Genomic DNA, 24,582 nt, shown 5'->3' on the forward strand with positions numbered 1-24,582 from the left:
CCACTACCTAGGACATCACTATGTTTAAAGATATTTCTATCAAAGAGTTTGATCCAGCACTTGCTGAAGCCATGGCCGCAGAAAGCGTTCGTCAAGAAAATCACATAGAGCTTATTGCCTCTGAAAACTACTGCTCGCAAGCAGTGATGGAAGCACAAGGCACTGACCTTACCAACAAATACGCTGAAGGTTATCCAGGTAAGCGCTATTACGGTGGTTGTGAGCACGTCGATGTGGTTGAGCAATTGGCTATTGATCGTGCAAAAGAGCTGTTCGGTGCTGAGTACGTCAACGTCCAGCCACACTCGGGTAGCCAAGCAAACTCTGCGGTATTTTTAGCGTTGCTTGAAGCCAATGACACGGTACTAGGCATGAGCCTAGACGCTGGTGGTCACTTGACGCATGGCGCGCATATTAACTTCTCAGGTCTGAACTACAACGCCGTACAGTATGGCTTGGTCGAAGGCACTGGCCTTATTGATTATGACCAAGTAGATGCTCTAGCACGTGAGCACAAGCCTAAAATGATCATCGCGGGTTTCTCAGCATACTCACAAGTAGTCGATTGGCAGCGTTTCCGTGACATCGCGGACGAAGTAGGCGCTTACCTGTTAGTCGATATGGCTCACGTTGCAGGCCTAGTTGCTGGTGGTGTTTATCCAAACCCAGTACCTTTCGCTGATGTGGTTACAACGACGACGCACAAAACTCTACGTGGCCCACGCTCAGGTATGATTTTGTCGCGTGATGAAGTATTGGCTAAAAAGCTAAACTCAGCTGTATTCCCAGGCAACCAAGGTGGCCCGTTAATGCATGTCATCGCGGCAAAAGCGGTTTGCTTTAAAGAAGCGTTAGAAGATAACTTCAAAACGTATCAGCAGCAAGTAGTGAAAAACGCGCAAGCAATGGCAAAAGTGGTTCAAGAGCGCGGCTATGAAGTCATCTCTGGTGGTACTGAAAACCATCTAATGCTGATCAGTCTCGTTAAGCAAGAAATGACGGGTAAAGAAGCGGACAAATGGCTTGGTGAAGCACACATCACTGTCAACAAAAACGCTGTACCAAACGATCCAAAATCACCATTCGTGACTTCTGGTATTCGTATCGGTACACCAGCTATTACTACTCGCGGTTTTAACGAAGCACAAGCGGGTGAGTTGGCAGGTTGGATCTGTGACGTACTAGACAGCCGCGGTGATGAAGCGGTTGCTACTGAAGTGCGCGCTAAAGTAGAAGCTATTTGTGCACAATTGCCAGTTTATGCTAAAAACCAGTAAACTTTAGAATGGTAATAAAAAAAAACCGCTAAGCTTTTGCTTAGCGGTTTTTTTGTTATTGCTCTCTATAAATATTAGAGCATTTAACGCAAACCTATATTGGTATTGCTATTTAGCTCTTTTTAATTATATTTCAGTCTGTTATTTAACCTGAAGACTACTACCGACATTTTTCGATAAGTGTAGTGAGCTTGATTGAGTTCCGCTATTAGTTTTAAAGAGCTAAGTTGACGTTTAATTAAGAAAAATATGTAAATCTCTTTGTTCATACAAAACTATTAGTATATAGTCAGTATTGAACATTTAGTAATAATACTAATACAAATTATAATAAATAGTTACACTTTGTATTAGTATCGCTGTAATTGATTGAATAATTATATAAATGTTATTTTCACTAAAGGGATTTACATGAAAAAATAATCTTTAGTCGCAACGATGCTATTACTCAGCACGACTCTTGCGCAAGCAGCAGAACAATCAGGTTTAGCAGCATTTAGAGCAGGTCTCGATGGCTTTATGGCCAATATATTTGGCTGGTTCGTCGACCTTATTTTCTTTTCAGTACCTCTTGGAGACGTCAGCTTCCCCCTCATTGTGGGTTGGTTATTAGTTGCCGCACTCGTATTCACTTTTTACTTTGGATTTATTCAGTTTCGTCAAATAGGCCTGTCTCTAGATATTGTCAGAGGCAAATATACCGATCCAAATCCCGCCAATAAAGAAGAAGGCGAGGTCAGCCATTTTCAAGCCTTAGCTACTGCTCTATCAGGTACCGTTGGTCTTGGTAACATCGCAGGCGTTGGTGCAGCGCTTGCTATTGGTGGACCTGGCGCTACCTTTTGGATGATTATGGTCGGCCTATTCGGTATGGCGACTAAGTTTGTAGAATGTACGCTAGGTGTCAAATACCGTACGGTACTACCATCTGGCGTCGTATCAGGTGGCCCTATGTACTACCTAAGCCGCGGTATGGCTGAACGTGGTATGGGCGGATTAGGTAAGTTTCTGGCTGTTGGTTTTGCACTCATGTGTATATTGGCGACCTTTGGTGCCGGTAACATGTTCCAGGGTAACCAAGCCTTTGCAGTCATGAGCTCTACTTTTAGCATTCCAACGGACTACAGTGTATTCTTTGGTATTGGCTTAGCGTTTTTAGTCGGTATGGTTATCATTGGTGGTATGCCTCGCATCGCAACCGTTACCGAAAAAGTCGTACCCTTTATGGCTTTGTTATACATTACTATGGCAGTAATCGTACTGATTGCTAACTTTAATCATATTGGCACTACATTTGGCGAGATTTTCTCGGGTGCCTTCACTGGTGCTGGTGTAGCTGGTGGCTTTATTGGCGCATTGATTCAAGGTTTAAAACGTGCCACTTTCTCTAACGAAGCGGGTGTTGGTTCAGCCGCTATTGCTCACTCAGCGGTAAAAACTAAAGAGCCTGCTACTGAAGGTTTAGTAGCGCTATTAGAGCCTTTCATTGATACGGTTGTTATCTGTACGATGACGGCGCTTGTTATTACTATCTCTGGGGTGAACACTGCCGCAAACTTGCAAACCCAAGCGCTTACTGGTGTGGATCTAACCCGTGCAGCCTTTATGGAAACGGCACCTATCTTCCAGTATTTCCTAGCGGTTGCGGTATTGTTATTTGCTTTCTCAACGATGATTTCATGGTCATACTATGGTCTAAAAGCTTGGACTTACCTTTTCGGTGAAGGTAAAGGCGGCGAGATGATATACAAACTTATCTTCTTAATCTTCGTTGTTATCGGTACTATCGTACAGTTCAGCTTCGTTATCGACTTCTCAGATGCGGCTCTGTTCGCTATGGCTATCTTTAACATCATAGGTCTGTACTTCTTGATGCCAATTGTGAAAAGAGAGGTTAATTCTTTCATAGCGCGTGTGAAAAGTGGTGAAATTAAGAAGTATAAATAATAGGTTCGATTGAACACTCTATTATAACTTGATAATTAAAAAAGCCCGCCAAGATGAGTCTTGGCGGGCTTTTCGATGACTAGTATTTGTTATTTGCTAGATAGCTATTAAGTTTTGATCTGTGACAGCATCAGCCTACATAAACGGCAACTTCGTAAATATTTGCAGTATCGTGGCATTGACGATATCAACAAAGAAAGCACCTACCATTGGCACAATCAGGAATGCTTTAGGCGAAGGCAGATAGCGATCAGTGACTGCCTGCATGTTCGCAATCGCTGTCGGTGTTGCACCCATACCAAAACCACAATGCCCCGCTGATAATACAGCCGCGTCGTAGTCTTTACCCATAATTTTAAAGGTAATCAGGTACACGTAGATAATCATAATGATGGTCTGTACAACCAATATAATTAGTACAGGACCCGCCAAATCGGTCAATTGCCATAGTTTTAAAGACAATAATGCCATTGCCAAAAATAGACTTAAAGACGCATTACCAAGTACATCAATTGAGCGATCAAACATATCAAAATTGAAGACCATCGTCAGTACATTGCGAATGATGACACCGCCTGCCAGTGCCCATACGAACGTCGGCAGCTCAAACCAGGTGCCTTCAGCAACGATGGCCATCACATCGGCAAAAGCCAAAGCACCTGCGAATAGTGCCAAGGTTTCGATAGTAGAAGAAGCGGTGATAAAGCGCATGCTATCAGGTCTTTCAAAGATATCTTTATTACTACCTGCAGACTCTTCATCATGTTTGGTGCTATATAACGATTGTGCACCAGCAACTTTTTCGATATCGCTAGGATCAGGGTTGGCTGGCGTTGGTTTTAGGCCAAGTCGATTAATCAAGCGACGAGCAACAGGACCGCCAACGATACCACCCGCGACCAAACCATAAGTAGCAACCGCGATACCAAGCGTCGTCGCACCGACCACGCCGTAGTCTTGTTCTAACGTAATGCCCCAAGCGCCTGCTGTACCATGACCACCAGTTAGAGCGATAGACCCTGTCACTAGACCGAGCAGGGGGTCAAGTCCTAACGCACTTGCCATGGCCACACCAACGACGTCCTGCAATACAATGAATACTGAAACAACGATAGTAAAAATCAATAATGGTGTGCCGCCTGCTTTTAGCCTACTAAAATCAGCGCTCAGACCGATGGAGGCAAAGAACATCAACATGGTGGCGGTCTGTAGTCCTTGATGAAAGTTGAAACTATATCCCCAAACCATATTGAGAGCATAGACAACAATCGCCGCGACCAAACCACCAGCAACAGGTTCTGGGATATTAAAGTCTTCTAAAAACTTGACTCTCCGCACCAAAAACCGCCCAAGCAGCAGCACTAAGGTGGCCAATATCAGGGTGTAATAACCGTTTAAGGTAATCTCCATAGGTTAATCCTTTCTATAAAATAAATTAACCTGAATTCGGGATAAATATGGCTTTATCTCGAATTCAGGTTTCTATGATGACGAATAATTATCGGTGACTATCGGCGGTCAAGCTTGCAATATACAGGCTTTTAGCGACTAAGTTTCTAACGCATAAGCTTCATCCTCAGATGGCACGATGACCCACAATTGTGGTTTGCCAAATTCTCTAAAGGCATCCTCAATGATGCTTTTAAAGACATTGAAGTCCTCAGTGTTTATCCTTTTGACGTCTGTCAAATCAAGCCTTAAATGAATTGCTTCACTGTCTGTTAGACAATCCCATGCACTGTCCCAGTTGTGTGAAAAATAACTGGGAAAGTCACAAGCCTGGCCTAAACTCGTCAATAGCTCAGTTTTTTCGAGCGTGTCACCGATGGCTATAGTAACAGCCTGCGCAGGAATGCTAGTACCCAGTGCTGTACCGTTTTGGTTAATTTGGCCTTGATTAACATGGCTTTGATTAACGTAGTGGATTGCTTGGTTCATACTTTCTCGATTCATATTTTCTTTTTTCATATTAAGGCACCTGTAGTCTTTGGAAGCTATCATAGTGATCGACAGTTAAGTAATAGACAGTAGGAGGGTTACCACCTGTGACGATACGCCGTGCGCCGCGATGAGAGACACCAGGGGTGGGTACGGTATACTCACGGTAGTAGCCTTGTGACTGGGCGGGTAGTCTGCCTTCACGGTTATAAAATGTCGTGCCATCTTTATTTGGATACGGAAATGGTCCACCTTGCTGGATAAGCGCAATCGTATGATCGACCTGTGCATCACCTGTTATACCAGCAGTAGTGGTTTGGCTTGTATTATTAGTGACGTCTTGCGATACCGTTGTCGACTCGATGCTATCAGCAAACAATGTCGAATTTAAATCGCCAAAGAAATAGAAAGCGACGGCGATGATAGCGATAAGGCTAAATAGCGTAGAGCCTAAGCTTCTTTTATTGGGTCTGCTGTTTTGATTGCTACGATTTGAGTTACGAGTGCTGTGATGGCTATTTCTATTAGCATTAGTAGGGGTATAGCTTGGAACATCTGATGCAGTATCTTGGTCAAGGCTCAATGAAGATGAGGTCACTTCAGTGGCTCTTAATTGATTTTTGTCGTTACGGGCACTGTTAAAGTAAACACTTTGTCCAATCGTTATAGGCTTCGCCAGTCTTGCTTTGCTAATATGAAAGAACACATCTTCACTTTGATTATCTACATCGATAAAGCCATAGCCTTTATCTTCGTTCCAGTGCTTAATCTTGCCACTTTGCATGGTCGTACCGCTCCCTATAATTTAAATGCCTTAACTAAAATACTTATGATTTAAACGAAGAAACGCCAGCATAATTGCTGACGTTTCTGATTACTCGTTTCGATAGTCGATGCTGGTATGATTAAGCACGGGTTTCGCCATGACCATAAACGATCCATTTTTGCGACGTCAGACCTTCGAGACCGACAGGGCCACGCGCATGGATTTTGTCCGTTGAAATACCAATTTCAGCACCGAGACCGTATTCAAAACCATCAGCAAAACGGCTAGAGGCGTTAATCATCACACTGGCCGAGTCAACTTCACGGATGAAGCGTTGCGATTTGGTATAGTTATCAGTGATGATGACATCGGTATGATGACTGCCGTGCGTATTGATATGCTCAATCGCTTCGTCAATACCTGCGACCACTTTTACCGCTAGGATAGGAGCTAAATATTCAGTATCCCAATCCTCAGAGGTGGCAGCTGATAGATGACCTTTAAGCTTAGCATTCTCATTTAGGATAGCTTGTGATTTGTCATCAAGGCGTAGTTGCATTGCGTCATCAGCCGCGACGATGGCCTCTGCTATTTTAGGTAATAGCTCATTAGCGACTGCTTCATCGACCAGTAGCGTTTCCATCGTATTACAAGTGCCGTAGCGATGCGTTTTGGCATTGACACTGACCTTAATCGCAATCTCAGGATCCGCATCACTATCAATAAAGGTATGGCAGTTACCGTCTAAATGCTTAATCACAGGTACTTTTGCATCGTTACTGATACGCGCAATCAGACCTTTACCGCCACGTGGTACGATGACATCGACATATTCAGTCATAGTAATCAGCTCACCGACGGCGGCACGATCGGTCGTCTGTAGCACTTGCACGCTATGTTCCGATAGATCAGTATGGCTAAGACCTTTAATGATGCATTTGGCAATGGCTTGGTTAGACTCAAATGCTTCAGAACCACCGCGCAAGATAATGGCGTTACCTGATTTGAGTGCCAGTGATGCAGCCTCTAATGTTACGTTAGGACGCGACTCATAAATCATACCGACCACACCAAGCGGCACCCGCATTTTGCCCAAATGAATCCCTGATGGCTGATAGGTCATGTCAGTGACTTCACCGATTGGGTCAGGAAGGCCAGCGACGTCTTTAAGACCTTGTAGCATACCGTTAAAACGTGCTTCGTTTAGCTCCAAGCGGTCGAGGAGTGCGCTATCAAGATTGTTTTTTTGACCGTTGTCCATATCGATTTTATTTGCAGCCAAGATGTCTTGTTTGGCATTGACCAGCTCATCATGAATGGCCAAAAGTGCTGAATTTTTATCGCCAGTGTTGGCAGCAGCCAGCGCGCGAGAAGCCGCTCGTGCCTGCTTGCCGACAGACTGCATATAGGTCGTAATATCCGTAGTATTCGATTGACTCATAAATTATTTTCCTTATGTGATACAGGTTTTTTATAACTAAAAGCGCCCAGTTTTATATAGGTAAAAGTACCTAAAAAGGCGAAAAATGTCGCAAAAAAAGAAGTTTTGAATGCCTACTGAAATAGCGATAGGTTATTATGCTATTTAACATAGAGCAGATTGGGAAGATAGTAAAGATGATTTTGTGAACAGAATCCGCTTTGCAACGCTCTTGTAAGGGCTTATTCAAAGTAATATTGCTCATGCTAAGCGGTATTTATTTAGAATAACCGCGTTATCAGTACTACACTATATCTTTACGTGTTTTTAACAGAATTGCGCTGTAAATACTAAGGTAGCTGCGAGATATCCTCAGTATAGTAAGCATTAAAACAGCAAGGCTATCAGTAGATAGTACTTAATCTTATTATGATAAGTGATGGAGAACGAACATGGCTACGAAAAATACAACTTATAAAAATTGGTTAACGGTTGGCTTGGTCGCAGGTGCTCTAGCATTAGGCGCTTGTAGTAAAAAAGACGACACACCGATGGAGACTGAAGCTGATACTACTGTAGACGCTCAAACTTCTGTAGAAGAAAGTGCAACAGCGAGCGACAATGATGATGTGGCCGTTGCTAGTGCCGATGATGAAGGTATGGACGTTACCAATAACGATGATGTGGCAGTGGCGACAGCAGAAGATGCAGATATGATAGATGGTACTGAAGACTCAGAGCATGTATCGACGTACTAATCGCATATTATAGAATGCACTAGCTACATATTAGATGTACTAAGCATATACTATAAATAGGCTGTTATCAGATAACACAACGTCTCGTATTCTAAAGTGATAAAATAAAGCCCAGAGCGATAAATGCAGTCTGGGCTTTTTTGTATTCGTAGTTTGTTAGAAGCTGATTAACCCGTTGGTTAAATACAATATTTGCCTTTTTACTGCGTAATAAGAGACAATATGGCATTTTTCTCTTTGCCTCATCAGGCATATTACGATAATGCATCTAGATGCTTGTACTATATATAGATATAGCTCTTATTTTATTCGTGTTTTCACTCATATTTATTGGAAGTCTGCTGAACCATGCTTGATACTGCAAAAAACCCGACTCGGCCTATCGCCCTAGACTTACAAGACATCCATAAAAGCTACGGCTCATTAGAGGTATTAAAAGGGGTATCTCTGACTGCCTATGATGGCGATGTTATCTCTATTTTGGGCTCATCTGGCTCAGGTAAGTCGACGTTGCTGCGTTGTATTAATCTTCTAGAAAACCCCAATCATGGTCGTATTTTGATCGGTAACGAAGAGCTGATGCTAAAACCTGCCAAATCAGGTGAGTTACAAGCAGCAGACGTGAAGCAGCTAGAAAGCCTGCGCGCTCGTGTGGGGTTTGTTTTTCAGAACTTCAACCTGTGGCCGCATAAGACAATTCTACAAAACATCATCGAAGGGCCAACGCAGGTCTTAAAGATTAAAAAAGACCAAGCGATTAGCGATGCAGAAAAACTGCTTGATAAAGTCGGTCTGCTCGACAAAAAAGACGCTTATCCTGCGAACTTATCTGGTGGTCAGCGTCAGCGTGTTGCTATCGCCCGTGCGCTTGCTATGCAGCCACAAGTCCTATTATTTGATGAACCAACCTCTGCGCTAGATCCTGAACTGGTCAACGAAGTGCTTGCGGTAATGCGCGAGCTAGCAGAAGAGGGGCGTACGATGCTTATCGTTACTCACGAAATGCGCTTTGCCCGTGAAGTATCAAGCAAAGTCGTCTTTTTACATCAAGGTGTGGTTGAAGAAATTGGCACACCTGAGCAAGTCTTTGATAACCCTACCTCTGAGCGTGTTAAAGACTTTATGGCCTCACATCGTCCTACCTAGTTATTAATTTTTTACCTATTACCATATCTAATACAGATGGTGGCAGCACGCTTGCCACCATCTGTCCTGCCAAACGTAAAATCACTGTAACGTAACCATTGTTGACTGTTTATTGCCCAATGATAACTATGAGTATGCAAAACGTTTGTTTTTGATATTTTACTCAGGTATTATCAAAAGGTTTATAGGCCGTCACGTCTCGTGGCTGTCTGTTATTCTGCTATCTATATTGCTTGTCTGGCAGGGACGTCAGAGAACAAAATATCAGCACCCTAAGTCAGAAAATCCTGTCAAAAACTTATGTAAAACCCATCAGAATTTAAGGAACGTATGATGTCGAATTCTCGCCTATTGTGGTCATCGATGACCGTTACTGCTGCATTGATGTTGAGCGCTTGTAGCCAACCTGCCGATGAAACTACCGATACCAATGCTGACGCCCCTGCAGCAGAAACCACTGGTAAAACCATTCGTATCGCTACCGAAGGCGCTTACCCTCCATTTAACTACACCAACGCTGACGGCAGCTTGGCAGGTTTTGATATCGATGTTGCCAATGCCTTGTGTGATCAAATGCAAGCCAAGTGTGAAATCGTTGCACAGGATTGGGACGGTATTATCCCAGGTCTATTGGCACAAAAATATGATGCTGTGATTGCAGGTATGTCTATCACTGCTGAGCGTCAAGAAAAAGTTGATTTCAGCGAGCCGTACTTTGCCAATACGATGGTATGGCTGACCAATACGGATGGTGGTTTTGATCCTATGGCGATTAAAGATGCAACGCTTGGTGGTCAACGTTCTACTACGCCAGGTGCTTATCTACAGGATAACTACGAAGGCAAAGAAGGCAACACAGTTCAGTTGTATGACAACTATGACAATGCCTATCTAGATCTAAAATCTGGTCGTAGCGATGCCGTATTGGCTGAAAAAGTTTCTGCCAAATCATGGTTAGCAGAAAACGCAGCGGGCTTCGGTATCGTTGGTGATGAAATTGATAACGATGACAATATTGCCATTGCTGTACGTAAAGGTGATTCACTCAAAGCTGACTTTGACAAAGCATTGAGCGAAATCCGTAGTAACGGTGAGCTTGCACGTCTTGAGCAAATGAACTTTGGTCAATAATGACTCACTGAAGATTTATGCTTAGAACAAGTAACGTTTGATGCGAGTAATGCTTAAAACCAAGCATGTTTCAAATAAACGGTGTTTATAAGCATAAATCAGCAAGCAGTGATTGACGATACAGCTGGTAAATATATTAAGGAATAAAACTTATGACAATTTCAATGACATCATCAATGAGTAAAAAAGCATTGTGGCTAGCACCGCTTAGCGCAGCGATGCTAATGCTGGCAGGTTGTAACAATAGCTCAGCACCAGCAGAAAATGCTGAAGCTGACACCGCTACTGAAGCACCTTTAAATATCAAAATTGCGACAGAATCAAGCTATAAGCCTTTCAGTTATACCGATGCAGATGGCAAACTGATTGGTTACGAGATTGAGCTAGTTGACGCATTATGTGCGCAAATGAAAGCTGAGTGTGAAGTCATCTCTCAAGATTGGGACGGTTTGATTCCAGGGCTTAACGCACAGAAATTTGATGCAGCTATCGCAGGTATGTCTATCACGCCTGAGCGTAAAGAAGTGGTTGATTTTAGCGACCCTTACTTCCATAGCGGTATCATCTTGATCGGCAAAAAGGGTGATGACTTAAGCGTTGAGTCGCTAACAGGTCTACCAATTGCCTCACAGCGCTCAACTGTTGCCTCGCAATACCTACAAGACGAGCATGCAGATGCTGATATCAAACTATACGATACGCAAGACAATGCTTATCTAGATCTAACCTCAGGCCGTGTGCGCGGTATGATGTCTGACAAAGTAACGGGTATCGACTGGTTAAAAACAGACGCAGGCAAAGGCTACGAAGTCAAAGGTGAAGAAATCAGCACCAATGATGATGCGATGGGTATTGCCTTCCGTAAAGGCGATCCGTTAGTTGCTAAGTTCAATGCAGCATTAGCTGAACTAAAAGACAATGGCACCTATGATCAAATCACGGGTAGCTACTTTGGTACTAGCTCAACGGCTGCTGCGCAAAAAGCTGTGGCAACAACTGATAGTGTCGAAGAAGTAATGGTCGCTGAAGAAGAAGCGCCAGCTAACTAATACGATATCTAGCAGTTCGACTGCTGTTGTTTGAAAACGTGTTGTTTACTCAAGAAAAAACCAAGGATGATCATGAGCAACCATTGTGCCCCAATCTGTACCACGACTGGCAAATCTAACATTACTGTAGCCAGTCGTTTGTCTATGTCACTGCTTGCGCTAGCGACGGCCTTTACCGTTGCTGGCTGTAGCAATAGCCAAGAGAGTGCGGCTGATACCAATCCAGAGGCTACCGAAGCAACGGCAGCTTCTACAGGTGATGTATTGCGCATCGGTACAGAAGGGGCCTATGCACCTTTTAACTATACCAATGCTGATGGGACACTGGGTGGTTTTGATGTTGAGATAGCAAATGCACTTTGTGCAGATATGCAGGTAACTTGTGAGATTGTGGCGCAGGACTGGGACGGTATTATCCCTGGTCTAAAAGCAGGTAAGTACGATGCAATCGTGGCCGCGATGTCCGTTACTCCAGAGCGTTCGCAGCAGGTGAGCTTTACTGATCCGTACTTTAGCAATGCCTTGGTTTTTTTGGCCAAAAAAGACAGCAGCTTTGACCCTAGTAACAACAGTGATATCGACTCGCATTCTATTGCTGCACAGCGTTCAACCATTTCATCGCAGTGGCTAGAAGACACGTATCCAAAAGCCGATATGAAGCTTTATGATACGTTGAGCAATGCGTTTCTGGATCTCGGTTCAAACCGTGTCGATGCGATGATCTCTGATAAGCTGCCTGCCATAGAATGGCTGAGCTCAAATGCTGGTAGCAAATATGCGCTCAAAGGTGATGAGATCGATATTAATGATAACTTTGCGATAGCAGTACGCCCAGGCGATCCGCTACAAGCAAAGATCAATCAGTCTCTTGCTAATATAAAAGCTAATGGTACTTACGATAAAATCAATCAAAAGTACTTTGCGGTGCCAGCGTCTGCAACGAGCACAGTTGATGAAGACGCAGATACGGGTACAGATGCAGATACAGACATTAGCGAGCAACCAACGACAGAAAGCGTTAGTTAATAGCTAACAGTAGTCAAAGGTAGCAGTCAAAAAATATTGTTTTGATTAATAAAAGGATATTGCCATGATGGTGATGTCCTTTTTTATTTGTCGTTATATCAACGAATATACATAATAGCCGCCTATTAATTTTGCTCAAATTTAGTCGGCTGATTGTATGTCTCTAGAGGCAAGTGTCTGTTTAAGTACGGTTTAGGCGCAGCTTTTACGCGTCAGTATTAACATCACGGCGAGTGAATATGATAAAATCAGCGCTCATTTCTACTGTGTCAATTATCGCAGCGTTAATCGTATTCTTCTGACGTCATTTTTTGACGCTGACCATCCCTATTGATTTGGTATAAAATACGGTGTTGCGCCGCGTTCAGCTATTGATGCTGATTCTTTTAACTCATATTTTGCAAATTGCTAATATAAAGAGACTGAGTGGATAATCGTGTTTGACTTACAAGGATTTGGCGCGCTTTTATTAAGCGGCGCTACCGTCACCATACAGCTAGCTGTGACCAGTTTGATCATTGGTCTGGCTTTAGGCTTGCTCGGCGCAACCGCAAAGATGTCCAATATCTGGTTGCTGCGTAAACTTGCGACTGTCTATACTGCGACGATGCGCGGTATTCCTGAGCTGCTATTGGTGCTCTTTATTTATTATGGCGGCTCTATCTTATTGATGAGCATCCTCAAAAAGTTCGGCTATAACGACTATGTCGAGATTAGCGCTTTTTGGGGCGGTGTCATGGCGCTGTCTATTGCTTTTGGTGCGTATGCGACTGAGATTTTTCGCATGTCCATTCAAGAGATTCCAGTAGGGCAGCGAGAGGCTGCGCAAGCGATTGGTATGCGTCCTTTTCAGACTTTTTATCGCATCACGTTGCCGCAAGTGTGGCAGATTGCTTTACCAGGTTTGGGTAATTTATTTCTGGTACTGCTCAAAGATACCGCATTGGTATCGGTCGTGGGTCTCAAAGACATCATGTATCAGTCATCGCGTGCGGCACAGTCTACACAGCAGCCATTTACCTTTTATATGGCAGCAGCGATTATTTATTTGGGTCTGACCATGTTGATTACTGGCTTTATGATGTGGCTTGAGTGGCGCGCCAATCCTGCGGCACGCTATGCCAAAAAGATAAGCCGTCAATCCACTCACAGTCAATCGACCATAGGGTAGAGGAGAGATACTATGGATTGGAATTGGCAGGTCATTTTTGACCATATCCCTGATTTACTAGGCGGCGCGGTATTGACCGTACAGCTGGTCTTGTTTTCAGGTGTGATTGGATTGCTGTTTGGTTTGGTTTTGGCGTTGTTACGACTGTCTAAGAATTGGGTGGTACAGATACTACCATTTCTGTACATCTTCTTTTTCCGTGGTACGCCGCTGCTGGTACAGATATTCCTGATTTATTATGGTCTGGGTCAGTTCGAGGCCGTACGCGAGTCGTTCTTATGGGAGCCAGTACTTAGCCAAGCATACTGGTGTGCCATCATCGCCTTTACCCTCAATACCAGTGCTTATCTAGCCGAAATTATACGCGGGGCGATTCAGACGATTCCGATTGGAGAGCTTGAAGCTGCTGATGCACTTGGTATGTCAAAATGGCAAAAGCTAACACGCGTTACGCTGCCGCGCGCATTTGGTATTGTGATTCCAGCATACAGTAACGAAGTTATCTTTATGCTAAAAGGTAGTGCGCTCGCTTCAACTATTGCATTGATGGATATCACAGGTGTGGCTCGTACGATTAGTGCGCGTACCTATACCTTGATGGAGTTATTCTTTGCCGCTGGTATCGTCTATCTACTGCTGTCATGGGTTATCTTATTTAGCTTTAGAATGTTTGAAAAGCGTATGAACCGTCATGCCAGTTATGTACCGCCAGACGTTGTGACCAATACGATTCCATAGTTAGCAGTTAGCAGTTAGCAACTAAAAATCGTCAAAGTCACTGTAGACAACATAGTATGGACTGCTGATAAAATAGCCATCATTTACAGGGAGAGTTTAGTATGAGCCAATCGCCACACGAGTCATTAGCGAATGCCATTGCAGCCGGTGTCAATGCCGAGCAGGGCGCTATCAATCATAATGAAAGATTACGTACCTCTATTGGTAAAGTCGTCTGTGTTGGTCGCAACTATGCGTCACATGCTGCAGAGTTGGGCAATGAAGTGCCGACCACGCCGATACTGTTTATGAAGCCTGCGTCTTCAGTGGTCTCTATCCGTGGTGATGTGGTTCGCCCAAGTCCAGAGTTATTCGGCGAGACTCACTACGAGGCCGAGCTATGTATTCAGCTATCAGCTGATTTATCTATGGCGACGATTGAGCAAGCTCAGCAAGCGATTGGTGGCGTGACATTGGGACTGGATTTGACCTTGCGTGATTTGCAAAGCAAGCTAAAAGAAAAAGGTCATCCGTGGGAGCGTGCTAAGTGTTTTGACGGAGCTTGTGTACTTGCTGATTGGCTCGACCCGCAAGCGTTTGGTAATCTGCAGAGTGTACAGTATCAGCTATTTATCAATGATAAATTAACGCAAGATGGCGATAGTGCCTTAATGCTATTTCCTGTCTATGAATTGCTGGTCAATATCAGTCACGCCTTTAGCTTGCAAGCAGGGGATGTAATTATGACTGGTACGCCAAGCGGCGTTGGTGTGTTGCAAGCAGGTGATCAGCTTAAGCTAAAACTGGGTGCTCATGAGTGGGTATCACAAGTACAGTAAGCTTGATTGCAATAACAAACGCATATTAAAAACCCCGAGCAATTGCTTGGGGTTTTTGCTTTTAAGCTTTTATATTTATTTTTTAAGTTCACTAACTGCAAAACAATGCTAACTATTTAATCATTCTATTTTTCAATAATCATTAGTACAGTCGAATGTCATCAGTTTGTCACCTATTGTTCAGCGTGCTGTCATAAAGGTTGAGTAGACTTAAGCGGAATTCGTATTTTTGTGGTTGTAATGATAAAGCCGCGATCAACTCTCTGCCAATCTAGCCTAATAGCAAGGTGACTGATAATGACATTATTGAACAATGAGCGAACACTTGCCCACGAAGTGGTTGAAGACTCAAATCCTACTAATAATACTAACTTTCAGACGATTATCAATCGTCGATTGAATCGCCGTAGTATCCTAAAAGGTGGCACAGGGTTGACGGCTGCTGCGTTTTTTGGCGCATTACCTTTGGTCGGTTGTAGTGAAGACGATGATAGCAGTATTGTTGGTAATGACGATAATGCCGCTATCCCTGCGCAAGGTGATTTGAAGCGTCCTGATACTTTAAAGTTTGAAGCAGTCGCGCATTCAACAGCGGATACGATGACCGTAGCAGCAGGCTACAAGGCAGAGATGATATTACCACTTGGTACGCCGCTAAACTCTGGTATCGAGGATTGGAAAGACAATCGTGAGCAATCAGCAGAGTCATTTGAATGGCGTATGGGTGACAACCATGATGGGATGTGGTTCTTTGGCAAAAACGGTAACGCTTACGATGCCAAAGCGTCAGAAAACAGTTTGCTAGTCATGAATCATGAATACGTTAATAGCAGTGAGCTTAGCCCATTTGGCTATTACGTCACTCAAGATAACGACGCTGCGCCTATCTTTCAAAACCGTCGTCTCGCAAGCGACGTCCGCCGTGAAGTCAACTGTCATGGGGTTTCGGTGGTTGAATTAACTCGCCGTGCAGATGGTATGGGTTATGAGATGGTACCTGACTCTAAATACAATCGCCGTATTACCAGTAGTACAACAGCACAATTGGCTGGCCCTGTGGCAGGCTCTGCTCTGGTCAAGACCAAGTTTGACCCGACAGGCTATCAGACTCGCGGCATCAATAACAATTGCGGCGCAGGTCTGTCACCGTGGGGTACTTATCTGACGACCGAAGAGAATTTCTTGGGGGTGTTTGCCCGTGGACAGGATGCCAGCCAATTGAGCGCTGGTGATAACTATGCGCGCGAGCGCTACGGTGCGGTGGAGGACTTCCCAGGTTGGGAGTATTTATGGCATACCCCAGAGGCAAGGGATGCCAAAATAGCAGACGAGTTCTCACGCTGGGATATGACCGCTGTCGGTGCCAGTGCTGCTGAAGATTATCGCTACGGCTTCAACACTTTCGGTTATATTACTGAGATTGACCCATTTGACCAAAACTCTATACCGCAAAAACGTACCGCACTGGGCCGATTTGCTCATGAAAACTGTGCGTATGCTCCTGTTGAGCAAGGTAAGCCAGTGGTGTTCTACATGGGTGATGACGCCCGAGGTGAGTACATTTATAAGTTTGTCTCCAAAGCGATGTGGTCAAACTCGGACATCGGCGGCGGACTAAAAGCAGGTGACAAATATCTGAATGACGGCACGCTATACGTGGCGGTATTTAACGAAGATGGTAGCGGCGAGTGGAAAGCACTCGTCCATGGTCAAAATGGACTGGATGCTTTTAACAGTGTACTGCCATTCAATGGACAGGATGAAGTATTGGTCTTTGCTCGTGCAGCTGCCGATGCTGCTGGTGCTACCAAAATGGATCGACCAGAATGGGTATCGGTCAGTCCTATGACAGGCGATGTCTATGTGACATTGACCAATAATAAATATCGCGGCGTACGTGACGACCAACCTGTCTCAGCTTCCAATCCGCGTAGCTATCAGTCAAGCGGAAAGTCGCTTGGTAATGACAATGGTCACATTATTCGCTGGGCAGAAGCGGGCGGCGACCATGCCGCAACGAGCTTTGAGTGGGATATCTATCTGTTTGGTGCGCCAAGTGATCTATCGGCAGAAAACCTTTCTCAATTAAATGACAATAATGACTTTTCTTCACCTGATGGACTGTATTTTGACCCGCGTGGTGTCTTATGGATTCAGACAGATGACGGCGCTTACACCGATACCAGTAGCTGTATGTTGCTTGCGGCTCTGCCGGGTAAGGTCAGTGATGGCTCGATGAAGACCACATCGGCAGGGCAGTCAACCCGAGTCGGCACATCTGCTAGCAATGACAATATCAAACGATTCTTTGTTGGTCCTGAAGGATGCGAAGTAACAGGTATCACCATGGCGCCAGATTTTAAAACGCTGTTTATCAACATCCAGCATCCGGGCAACACATGGGGCGCTGTCGCTGGTGGTAGTATACCTCGCTCAGCGACTGTGATGATTACTCGCGAGGATGGTGATGTCATACTGGCAGAATCATTTGATACAGCTGATAGCACGACATAGATAGATAAGCTATAGGCGGATAATAGAAACAAATAAAATGCTCACAACCATAAAAATCCCAAGTTAAGGCTTGGGATTTTTTATTATCATATTGATCTGATAGTTAAAGAGACCGTCTATCACTCATTTGGCTCTGCTAGTCGTCATCCTGTTCTAAAGTCAAACCATTTACTTCTCTTTGCTGCAGTTACAGGATAATATAGACCATTACTTTTTTCGCTGAATGTGCAAATATTATGAGCAGTCCAAAGGTGTTTTATAACGACGGTGTTAGTGACAGCGACGCTCAAAATGATAGCAGCTATACTCGTACTCATCATGAGCTCGATGCGCATTTTGTCCCAGATGCGAGTGTACCGCTACACAGTCATCTATATGAGCAAATCGACCAACTCGAAGCCATCGATATGGATGAGTTGGTCAAGCTACTGGCAGATTCAGATGACAGTGATGAAATCAACAAAACACCTGTGTCTTTGGCAGATTTTTTTGAAGGATTGGCTCAGCTTGCAACCATGGGTGTGGTTGAGATTACAGAAATCGTAGAAGCCATCCACCGTGAAGTTATTCTGCGTCCGCTAGGCCGCTTCAATGACAAACATTTAAATAAATGGTCGCGCGGATTTACTGGACGTATCTATGGCACGATACGTCATGTGATGCAAATGGTCGGTAATAATCTAGCGTCTGTACTACGCATATACAAAAACCTGATTCTCCAAAAGTCAGTGCAGCCACTACCGGATTCACTAAAAAAGCTGGTTAATGTACTCAATGGTGTCATGGGTGACCATCTTGTCAACAATCAAAATGCGCTCGCCATTCCGATGATGCTATACACTCAAGACGGCAAGCCGCAAGGTGAGGTGCTATCAGGTCGCATTGCTATTTTGTGCCATGGTTTATGTATGAGTCATTTAAGCTGGCAAGCCCAAGCGGATAATGATTTAGGCGAGGCCATTCATGTCAGCCAGCCTGATACCACGGTGCTGTATTTGGATTACAACACAGGCCGCCGTATCTCTCGTAGCGGCCGTAAGTTCTCTCAATTACTACAAACGCTGATCGATGATAACCCAAATATCAGTCAGATAGATCTGGTCGGACATAGTATGGGCGGCTTGGTCTCTCGCAGCGCACTGTTTTATGGTGAGCAAGATCGCCTAGACTGGATCAAGCGCGTAGGCAATCTCATCACGCTAGGTTCGCCGCATCATGGGGCAGTGCTTGAGCGTATCGGTAATTATGTGCAAGACATCATTGCCAAGCTGCCGTTTGCAGGCTCACTGGCCAAGCTCGGGGATATGCGCAGTGCCGGTATTATCGATCTGCGTCATGGCAGTATTCGGGATGCGGATTGGAAAGCACTAGAAGGACGTAGTGTCCTACCACAAGATTTCCGCCATCCTGCACGGTTGCCAAGTGGTATTAAAACTTACTTTGTCGCCAGTGCCTTGCTTGAGACCCATTATGATTCTAAGGTAACGGATCTGCTCGGAGACAGTTTGGTATCAGTGGCTTCAGCGTTGGGCGAGGATGATGCCGAGCATGCTTTGTTTGTGCCAGATGGTCATAAAGCCATATTTTATGGTGTTAATCATATGAACTTAATTCATAGTAGACGAGTACGCGAACAAGTGGTTGAATGGCTACTTGATAATGGTCGAAGTGACTATGCCGGACGTCCGCGCATACATTCTTATCCTAGAAGTTTAGATGTAGCGGTGTAGTGATTTAATGATAAAAACAAAAACCCTCAGGCATGACGCTTGAGGGTTTTTTTATAAACAATAATTTATAGGAAGTAAGAAAACTTACTCAGCAAATATCGCTGCTACATTATCTTTATTGAACTTATAGACTTCACCGCAGAAACCGCAATCCATCTCAAATGTACCGCCTTGCTCTTCGACGATATCTAACGCTTCTGCTTCACCGATTTGCTCGATTGCCATTTCACACTTCTCGCGTGAGCAAGTGCAACCAAATGATAGAGGCGCAGGCTCAGGGGCAACGATGTTTTCTTCGTGATACAAGCGATAAAGGATTTCGTTAGCATCCAGTGTCGTTAGCTCTTCTGGTTTGACCGTGCGCGTCAATACAGACAAGCGCGTCCATAAATCATCATCGATACCCGCATCTTGGTTTTGCTCAACTTCAGACGTTTCTTCAGCAGTGCGCGGCAGCATTTGCACCAAGATACCACCAGCTTGCAGGCCATCAGATGCCAAGTTAATTAACGTTGGAATCTGTGCTGATTGCTTTTGATAATGCGCTAAGCAGTCCGCTAGATTGTCATGGCTACGCTCAACGATACCTTGGTATGGTTCACCGCCATCAGGCTGAATATTGATAAACAATACGCCTTGTCCCATCGCACCAAGTTCAGCAAACGCTTCTTTGGCATGGATCATATTGTCCCACGCTTGTACTTGCTCATCCGTCTCGCCTTTCCAGCTAGCAAGCGCACGAATGATACCGTCTTGATCGCATTCTGCCATCGCCCAGTTTAGTAAGCTGTCACTGTCTGATGACTGCAACTGAATAGATAGGCGACCGTTGATTTTGACCGTACTGATTAGCAAACTCGCTGCGGTCAGCATCTCACCCAATAAACGTTTAATGGCTTCGGGGTACGGCTTTTGCGCAATCGTGCTCGCATAGCTGCGTGATAGGCGTACCACATCACCGCGCACTGGAGAGTCTTCAACAAAGAAACGTTGGCGAATGTCGTTGCTGCCATGGTTGCCAGTAGTTTGGCTGTCCGTATTTGGGACTTGGATATCTTGAGTCATAAGTCATTTGTAGTATAGAGAAGTTGTTTGCTTTATGGGGATTACTGCCGATTTATCAATCTCACTTAGCAGACTGTTTTGATGATTATGAGTAGTAATTGACAATAATTAGCTTAAACAACCAAGCAGCTGTTTGTACAAAACTCTGAGTAGATAGCCGCTATGAGCCAACATTTTATAGCCAGAATATAAACATATTCATAAATATGTACTCTCTCAAAAAAAATTCACCCTCTACTGCAAATTTGTTGTACAGTAACATTAAGTTGCATTGTGATAAACAACAGCAACAACCGTACGGATGCGGGGCAGTCGGGTCAATCAGACCTATGTCGTCCAAGCACTCACTCAATCTTGCGATAAAAGGATGTATTTCATGACATACTCATTTTCCAAACCGTTGACTTTAGCTGCTGTTATGGCATTAGGCTTAGCGGGATGTAATAACAGCAGCCAGACCAGCACTGATGCGCCAGCAGATGATGCAGCGACGACAGAAACCACCACCAACGGTACGCTACAGAAAATCAAAGACTCTGGCACTATTGTCGTCGGTCACCGTGATTCCTCTATTCCTTTTTCTTATATCGCTGATGATCCTAACCAACCGATTGGCTATGCTCACGACTTGGAAATGAAAGTGGTTGAAGCCGTTAAGCAAAAGCTAAACATGCCAGACCTTAACGTTCGCTATAACCTAATTACTTCGCAAACTCGTATCCCATTGGTACAAAACGGCACAGTAGATTTTGAGTGTGGCTCAACAACCAATAACGAAGAACGTCAAAAGCAAGTCGCTTTCTCTAATGGCTTCTTTGAAATTGGCACGCGTCTGTTAACCAAAAAAGATTCTGGTATTCAAGATTTTGAAGACCTAAAAGGCAAAACTCTGGTAACGACAGCAGGCACGACTTCAGAGCGTTATATCCGTCAGTACAACGATGATAATAAAATGGATACCAATATCATCTCAGCAAAAGATCATGGCGAAGGCTTCCTAATGCTAGAAAATGGTCGCGCTGATGCTTTTATGATGGATGATGTATTGCTCGCGGGCGAAAAAGCCAAAGCAAAAAATCCTGATGAGTGGGTCATCGTCGGTACGCCGCAATCGTTTGAAATCTATGGTTGTATGATGCGTAAAGATGATCCTGAATTCAAAGCTGTGGTCGATGAAGCACTTGCTAATGTCTTTAGTTCAGGCGAAATCAATAGCATTTATGACAAGTGGTTCTTGAACCCAATCCCACCAAAGAACGTCAATCTAAACTTTGAGATGTCAGACAACTTAAAGGCTTTGATTGCCAATCCGCATGACAGCGCTCAGCCTAAAGAAGCAGCAGCGCAGTAACGCTCATTGTCCCTCAACATAGCTTGCCTATACGTTCAGATAGCCAGTAATTTTATTTGACGTATAGGCCTATCAATCGTTGCTCGGAGAGACAATCATGAATTATAGCTGGAACTGGGGTGTGCTCTTTGAGCAGACTGGTATTGGCAACGAGCTCTATATCCATTGGATGATCACAGGTCTTGGCTGGCTGCTATTGATTGGCAGTATCGCATGGGCTATCGCGATGGTCGTCGGTACCATCTTCGGTATCATGCGTACCTTGCCCAACAAGACCGCTCGTGCAATCGGTACGGCTTATGTGACATTTTTTCGTAATATTCCACTGCTTGTTCAACTGTTCTTTTGGTTTTATATTGCGCCTGGCTGGCTCACGCCGACGATACAAGAATGGTGGTATAAGGACTTGTCTCCGAATACCTCAGCCATGCTATCAGCCAGTATTGGTCTAGGCTTATTTACTGCTGCTCGTATCGTGGAACAGGTACGGACGGGTATTGAGTCATTACCAGATGGACAGATTAACGCGGCCTACGCATTAGGGTTTAGCATTCCACAAGTCTATAAAGAAGTACTGCTACCGCAGGCATTTCGTATTATCTTGCCACCGCTCAGCTCTGAGCTAACGAACTGCTTTAAAAACGCTTCTGTGGCCTCGCTTGTGGGGGTAATGGAGCTGATTAGCCAAACCAAAACCATCAGCGAATATACTCAAAATAGTATCGAGATATATACTTACGCGACGATTATTTACTTGGTTTTCAACTTATCCTTAATCGCTATTATGGGATTGATTGAACGTAAATTGCGTGTGCCTGGGCTTATTGTGGGAGGTCAGAAATGAATATGACCGAATTGGCAACAGCCTATCCTGGTTTGATGGGCGGCATGCTTACCACCTTAAAAGTGCTGTTTTTGGCTATTTTGGGCGGTATCAGTTTAGGAACTGTACTGGCATTGATGCGCTTGTCAGGTATTAAAGCGCTTGAGATTCCAGCCAAACTATACGTCAATTACTTCCGCTCCGTACCACTGCTACTGGTACTGCTATGGTTTTATTTTGCCGTACCGATGATTTATCTTTGGGTAGCGGGTAAGTACCTGCAACTCGATGCTGCGTTTGCCTCTTGTGTGGTCGCATTTATGATGTTTGAGGCGGCTTATTTCTCAGAAGTAGTGCGTGCTGGTATTCAATCGATTGGTAGCGGGCAGGTCAATGCGGCAAAAGCGCTCGGCATGACTTATGGGCAGACCATGCGTCTGGTCATCTTGCCACAAGCCTTTCGTAAGATGCTGCCACTGATTTTGCAGCAATGTATTATTTTATTCCAAGATACGACACTGGTATTTGCCATTGGTTTGACTGACTTTTTCCGCGCAGCCTACGTTCGCGGTGAGCTAATGGGGTTACTCACGCCTTATATCTTAGGTGCTGGTGCTGTCTATTTTGTGATTAGCTTAAGTGCTTCTATTGGCGTGCAACAATTACAAAAGCGTTTGCGGTTTTAATATAGTTATTTTGTTACGGCTTTCGCTTGTGAATGTTAATAGCTTGAATTGAGTGTTTGATTTACCTTTTTTTAATAATGATTATCGAAAATAATGTGGTTAGGAGCCAGTGATGAGCAATGCTGATACGTACTTAAATGCCTTTGGCGGGCTGGTTACCAATAGTGGTCATGCTAGTGATGAGATGGTCATTGAGATATCTAATGTCAGCAAATGGTATGGAGATTTTCAAGTACTGACTGACTGTACGGCGCATGTACATAAAGGTGATGTCGTCGTCGTTTGTGGTCCATCAGGTAGTGGTAAATCAACTTTGATTAAGACAGTGAATGGACTTGAGCCTTTTCAAAAAGGTGACATCATGGTCAATGGTATCTCTGTCGGTGACCCAAAAACTAATCTACCTAAGTTACGTAGCCGTGTTGGTATGGTATTTCAGCATTTTGAGTTATTTCCACATTTGACTATTATTGATAATTTGACTGTGGCACAAATCAAAGTGTTGGGCCGTAAAGAGTCTGAGGCCAAACAAAAAGCGATGGCGTATCTGGACCGTGTTGGTCTGACGGTACAAGCGGCGAAATATCCAGCAGAACTCTCTGGTGGTCAGCAGCAGCGTGTTGCGATTGCACGAGCGTTGGCCATGGATCCCGTCGCAATGCTGTTTGATGAGCCAACCTCTGCGCTTGATCCTGAGATGATTCAAGAAGTGTTAGATGTAATGGTCGAGCTGACTCGTGATGGTATGACCATGATGTGCGTGACGCATGAAATGGGCTTTGCCAGTCAGGTGGCCAATCGTATTATCTTTATGGATGAAGGGCATATCGTAGAAAACTGTAGTAAAGATGAGTTTTTTGAAGGCGCGAAAAGTGACCGTGCGCAGATGTTCTTATCGAAGATTTTGAATCATTAAATACACTCTGATTTACGATTTTTATAGCAGTATTTCTAATATTAAGACGTGTTCTAAAGCTTACTTTTCTTTCCACTGCTAATAATTATACAAAGCGCCCTATTAAAGACAGTTCAACGCTATCTTTAATAGGGCGCTTTGTATTCAGTTTCTTTTGTATAACTATTTGAACAATAATTTGAAGCCTATGATGTTTACACATAAGGAATTTAAATAAGATATAGTCACCTGACCACAAAAATGTTATAAAATAAATCAACTAAACGATTACCACAATAAATAACCATGACTTACTCCCTAGATTATCGCAAA

21 protein-coding genes are annotated in these 24,582 nt (G+C 44.1%); 16 read left to right on the forward strand and 5 right to left on the reverse strand.

The window, feature by feature from the left end; all coding sequences use genetic code 11:
• Positions 1–20 precede the first annotated feature (20 nt).
• Both glyA and ACQKCG_RS10545 read left to right on the forward strand, forming a co-directional pair.
• Positions 21–1,277, forward strand: coding sequence for a serine hydroxymethyltransferase (gene glyA, locus ACQKCG_RS10540; protein ID WP_101205555.1), 1,257 nt, complete (start codon positions 21–23; stop codon positions 1,275–1,277).
• Positions 1,278–1,715: 438 nt separating this feature from the next.
• Positions 1,716–3,224: an alanine/glycine:cation symporter family protein gene (locus ACQKCG_RS10545; protein ID WP_101205556.1), complete on the forward strand. Its 1,509-nt coding sequence runs from the start codon at positions 1,716–1,718 to the stop codon at positions 3,222–3,224.
• 135 nt (positions 3,225–3,359) lie between these two features.
• Here the strand turns inward: ACQKCG_RS10545 and gltS are convergent, their stop codons facing one another.
• From gltS to ACQKCG_RS10565, 4 genes are all read right to left on the reverse strand, one after another.
• Positions 3,360–4,634: a sodium/glutamate symporter gene (gene gltS, locus ACQKCG_RS10550; RefSeq protein WP_102078318.1), complete on the reverse strand. Its 1,275-nt coding sequence runs from the start codon at positions 4,632–4,634 to the stop codon at positions 3,360–3,362.
• A gap of 138 nt (positions 4,635–4,772) precedes the next feature.
• Positions 4,773–5,162: a barstar family protein gene (locus ACQKCG_RS10555; protein WP_134292606.1), complete on the reverse strand. Its 390-nt coding sequence runs from the start codon at positions 5,160–5,162 to the stop codon at positions 4,773–4,775.
• A gap of 31 nt (positions 5,163–5,193) precedes the next feature.
• Positions 5,194–5,946, reverse strand: a complete 753-nt coding sequence (locus tag ACQKCG_RS10560; protein ID WP_134292588.1) for a ribonuclease domain-containing protein — start codon at positions 5,944–5,946, stop codon at positions 5,194–5,196.
• A gap of 121 nt (positions 5,947–6,067) precedes the next feature.
• On the reverse strand, positions 6,068–7,369 hold the full coding sequence (locus ACQKCG_RS10565) for a glutamate-5-semialdehyde dehydrogenase (protein ID WP_134292587.1): 1,302 nt from the start codon (positions 7,367–7,369) through the stop codon (positions 6,068–6,070).
• 431 nt (positions 7,370–7,800) lie between these two features.
• Here ACQKCG_RS10565 and ACQKCG_RS10570 point away from each other — a divergent pair, with 431 nt between their 5' ends.
• The 10 genes from ACQKCG_RS10570 to ACQKCG_RS10615 all read left to right on the forward strand — a co-directional run bounded on the left by ACQKCG_RS10570 (position 7,801) and on the right by ACQKCG_RS10615 (position 19,429).
• Complete coding sequence (locus tag ACQKCG_RS10570) at positions 7,801–8,106, forward strand: hypothetical protein (protein ID WP_102078315.1); 306 nt, start codon at positions 7,801–7,803, stop codon at positions 8,104–8,106.
• A gap of 348 nt (positions 8,107–8,454) precedes the next feature.
• Positions 8,455–9,252: an ABC transporter ATP-binding protein gene (locus ACQKCG_RS10575; RefSeq protein ID WP_057758311.1), complete on the forward strand. Its 798-nt coding sequence runs from the start codon at positions 8,455–8,457 to the stop codon at positions 9,250–9,252.
• A gap of 330 nt (positions 9,253–9,582) precedes the next feature.
• Positions 9,583–10,383: a transporter substrate-binding domain-containing protein gene (locus ACQKCG_RS10580; protein ID WP_179799075.1), complete on the forward strand. Its 801-nt coding sequence runs from the start codon at positions 9,583–9,585 to the stop codon at positions 10,381–10,383.
• 152 nt (positions 10,384–10,535) lie between these two features.
• Positions 10,536–11,432 (forward strand): transporter substrate-binding domain-containing protein, encoded by an 897-nt coding sequence (locus tag ACQKCG_RS10585; protein WP_101205565.1) that lies wholly within the window; start codon positions 10,536–10,538, stop codon positions 11,430–11,432.
• Positions 11,433–11,504: 72 nt separating this feature from the next.
• Entirely contained in the window at positions 11,505–12,458 is a 954-nt protein-coding gene (locus ACQKCG_RS10590) for an ABC transporter substrate-binding protein (RefSeq protein WP_101205567.1), read from the forward strand.
• Between the two features lie 436 nt (positions 12,459–12,894).
• The gene (locus tag ACQKCG_RS10595; RefSeq protein ID WP_057758316.1) at positions 12,895–13,629 is read left to right on the forward strand and encodes an ABC transporter permease; all 735 of its coding nucleotides are present in this window, start codon (positions 12,895–12,897) and stop codon (positions 13,627–13,629) included.
• A 12-nt stretch (positions 13,630–13,641) separates the two neighbouring features.
• A complete protein-coding gene (locus tag ACQKCG_RS10600; protein WP_101205569.1) occupies positions 13,642–14,367 on the forward strand; it encodes an ABC transporter permease in 726 nt (241 codons plus the stop codon).
• Positions 14,368–14,468: 101 nt separating this feature from the next.
• Positions 14,469–15,185 (forward strand): fumarylacetoacetate hydrolase family protein, encoded by a 717-nt coding sequence (locus ACQKCG_RS10605; protein ID WP_101205570.1) that lies wholly within the window; start codon positions 14,469–14,471, stop codon positions 15,183–15,185.
• 297 nt (positions 15,186–15,482) lie between these two features.
• Entirely contained in the window at positions 15,483–17,699 is a 2,217-nt protein-coding gene (locus ACQKCG_RS10610) for a PhoX family protein (RefSeq protein WP_134292586.1), read from the forward strand.
• 236 nt (positions 17,700–17,935) lie between these two features.
• Positions 17,936–19,429 carry a hypothetical protein gene (locus tag ACQKCG_RS10615; RefSeq protein ID WP_101205574.1) on the forward strand — a complete coding sequence of 498 codons (1,494 nt, stop codon included), beginning with the start codon at positions 17,936–17,938 and terminating at the stop codon, positions 19,427–19,429.
• Positions 19,430–19,513: 84 nt separating this feature from the next.
• On the opposite strand, the gene ACQKCG_RS10620 is transcribed toward ACQKCG_RS10615, so the two are convergent.
• Complete coding sequence (locus ACQKCG_RS10620; RefSeq protein ID WP_101205576.1) at positions 19,514–20,494, reverse strand: Hsp33 family molecular chaperone HslO; 981 nt, start codon at positions 20,492–20,494, stop codon at positions 19,514–19,516.
• A 376-nt stretch (positions 20,495–20,870) separates the two neighbouring features.
• On the opposite strand from ACQKCG_RS10620, the gene ACQKCG_RS10625 reads away from it, so the two are divergent.
• From ACQKCG_RS10625 to ACQKCG_RS10640, 4 genes are all read left to right on the forward strand, one after another.
• Positions 20,871–21,845 carry a glutamate/aspartate ABC transporter substrate-binding protein gene (locus ACQKCG_RS10625; RefSeq protein ID WP_180958124.1) on the forward strand — a complete coding sequence of 325 codons (975 nt, stop codon included), beginning with the start codon at positions 20,871–20,873 and terminating at the stop codon, positions 21,843–21,845.
• 97 nt (positions 21,846–21,942) lie between these two features.
• Complete coding sequence (locus ACQKCG_RS10630; protein ID WP_101205579.1) at positions 21,943–22,689, forward strand: amino acid ABC transporter permease; 747 nt, start codon at positions 21,943–21,945, stop codon at positions 22,687–22,689.
• Positions 22,686–23,354 carry an ABC transporter permease subunit gene (locus ACQKCG_RS10635; RefSeq protein WP_101205580.1) on the forward strand — a complete coding sequence of 223 codons (669 nt, stop codon included), beginning with the start codon at positions 22,686–22,688 and terminating at the stop codon, positions 23,352–23,354. The genes ACQKCG_RS10630 and ACQKCG_RS10635 overlap by 4 nt, the downstream gene beginning before the upstream one ends.
• 184 nt (positions 23,355–23,538) lie before the next feature.
• Positions 23,539–24,270 (forward strand): amino acid ABC transporter ATP-binding protein, encoded by a 732-nt coding sequence (locus ACQKCG_RS10640; RefSeq protein WP_057762314.1) that lies wholly within the window; start codon positions 23,539–23,541, stop codon positions 24,268–24,270.
• Positions 24,271–24,582 lie beyond the last annotated feature (312 nt).

Source organism: Psychrobacter sp. NPDC078929, assembly GCF_050267985.1.
Taxonomy (GTDB): Bacteria; Pseudomonadota; Gammaproteobacteria; order Pseudomonadales; family Moraxellaceae; genus Psychrobacter.

Coding starts and splice junctions, on each gene's coding strand:
- ACQKCG_RS10555 (WP_134292606.1), bottom strand. CDS start 5,162: ATGAACCAAGCAATCCACTACGTTAATCAAAGCCATGTTAATCAAGGC.
- ACQKCG_RS10640 (WP_057762314.1), top strand. CDS start 23,539: ATGGTCATTGAGATATCTAATGTCAGCAAATGGTATGGAGATTTTCAA.
- ACQKCG_RS10610 (WP_134292586.1), top strand. CDS start 15,483: ATGACATTATTGAACAATGAGCGAACACTTGCCCACGAAGTGGTTGAA.
- ACQKCG_RS10615 (WP_101205574.1), top strand. CDS start 17,936: ATGAGCAGTCCAAAGGTGTTTTATAACGACGGTGTTAGTGACAGCGAC.
- ACQKCG_RS10625 (WP_180958124.1), top strand. CDS start 20,871: ATGACATACTCATTTTCCAAACCGTTGACTTTAGCTGCTGTTATGGCA.
- ACQKCG_RS10605 (WP_101205570.1), top strand. CDS start 14,469: ATGAGCCAATCGCCACACGAGTCATTAGCGAATGCCATTGCAGCCGGT.
- ACQKCG_RS10590 (WP_101205567.1), top strand. CDS start 11,505: ATGAGCAACCATTGTGCCCCAATCTGTACCACGACTGGCAAATCTAAC.
- ACQKCG_RS10580 (WP_179799075.1), top strand. CDS start 9,583: ATGATGTCGAATTCTCGCCTATTGTGGTCATCGATGACCGTTACTGCT.
- ACQKCG_RS10635 (WP_101205580.1), top strand. CDS start 22,686: ATGAATATGACCGAATTGGCAACAGCCTATCCTGGTTTGATGGGCGGC.
- gltS (WP_102078318.1), bottom strand. CDS start 4,634: ATGGAGATTACCTTAAACGGTTATTACACCCTGATATTGGCCACCTTA.
- ACQKCG_RS10570 (WP_102078315.1), top strand. CDS start 7,801: ATGGCTACGAAAAATACAACTTATAAAAATTGGTTAACGGTTGGCTTG.
- ACQKCG_RS10545 (WP_101205556.1), top strand. CDS start 1,716: ATGCTATTACTCAGCACGACTCTTGCGCAAGCAGCAGAACAATCAGGT.
- ACQKCG_RS10575 (WP_057758311.1), top strand. CDS start 8,455: ATGCTTGATACTGCAAAAAACCCGACTCGGCCTATCGCCCTAGACTTA.
- ACQKCG_RS10560 (WP_134292588.1), bottom strand. CDS start 5,946: ATGCAAAGTGGCAAGATTAAGCACTGGAACGAAGATAAAGGCTATGGC.
- ACQKCG_RS10630 (WP_101205579.1), top strand. CDS start 21,943: ATGAATTATAGCTGGAACTGGGGTGTGCTCTTTGAGCAGACTGGTATT.
- ACQKCG_RS10585 (WP_101205565.1), top strand. CDS start 10,536: ATGACAATTTCAATGACATCATCAATGAGTAAAAAAGCATTGTGGCTA.
- ACQKCG_RS10565 (WP_134292587.1), bottom strand. CDS start 7,369: ATGAGTCAATCGAATACTACGGATATTACGACCTATATGCAGTCTGTC.
- glyA (WP_101205555.1), top strand. CDS start 21: ATGTTTAAAGATATTTCTATCAAAGAGTTTGATCCAGCACTTGCTGAA.
- ACQKCG_RS10600 (WP_101205569.1), top strand. CDS start 13,642: ATGGATTGGAATTGGCAGGTCATTTTTGACCATATCCCTGATTTACTA.
- ACQKCG_RS10620 (WP_101205576.1), bottom strand. CDS start 20,494: ATGACTCAAGATATCCAAGTCCCAAATACGGACAGCCAAACTACTGGC.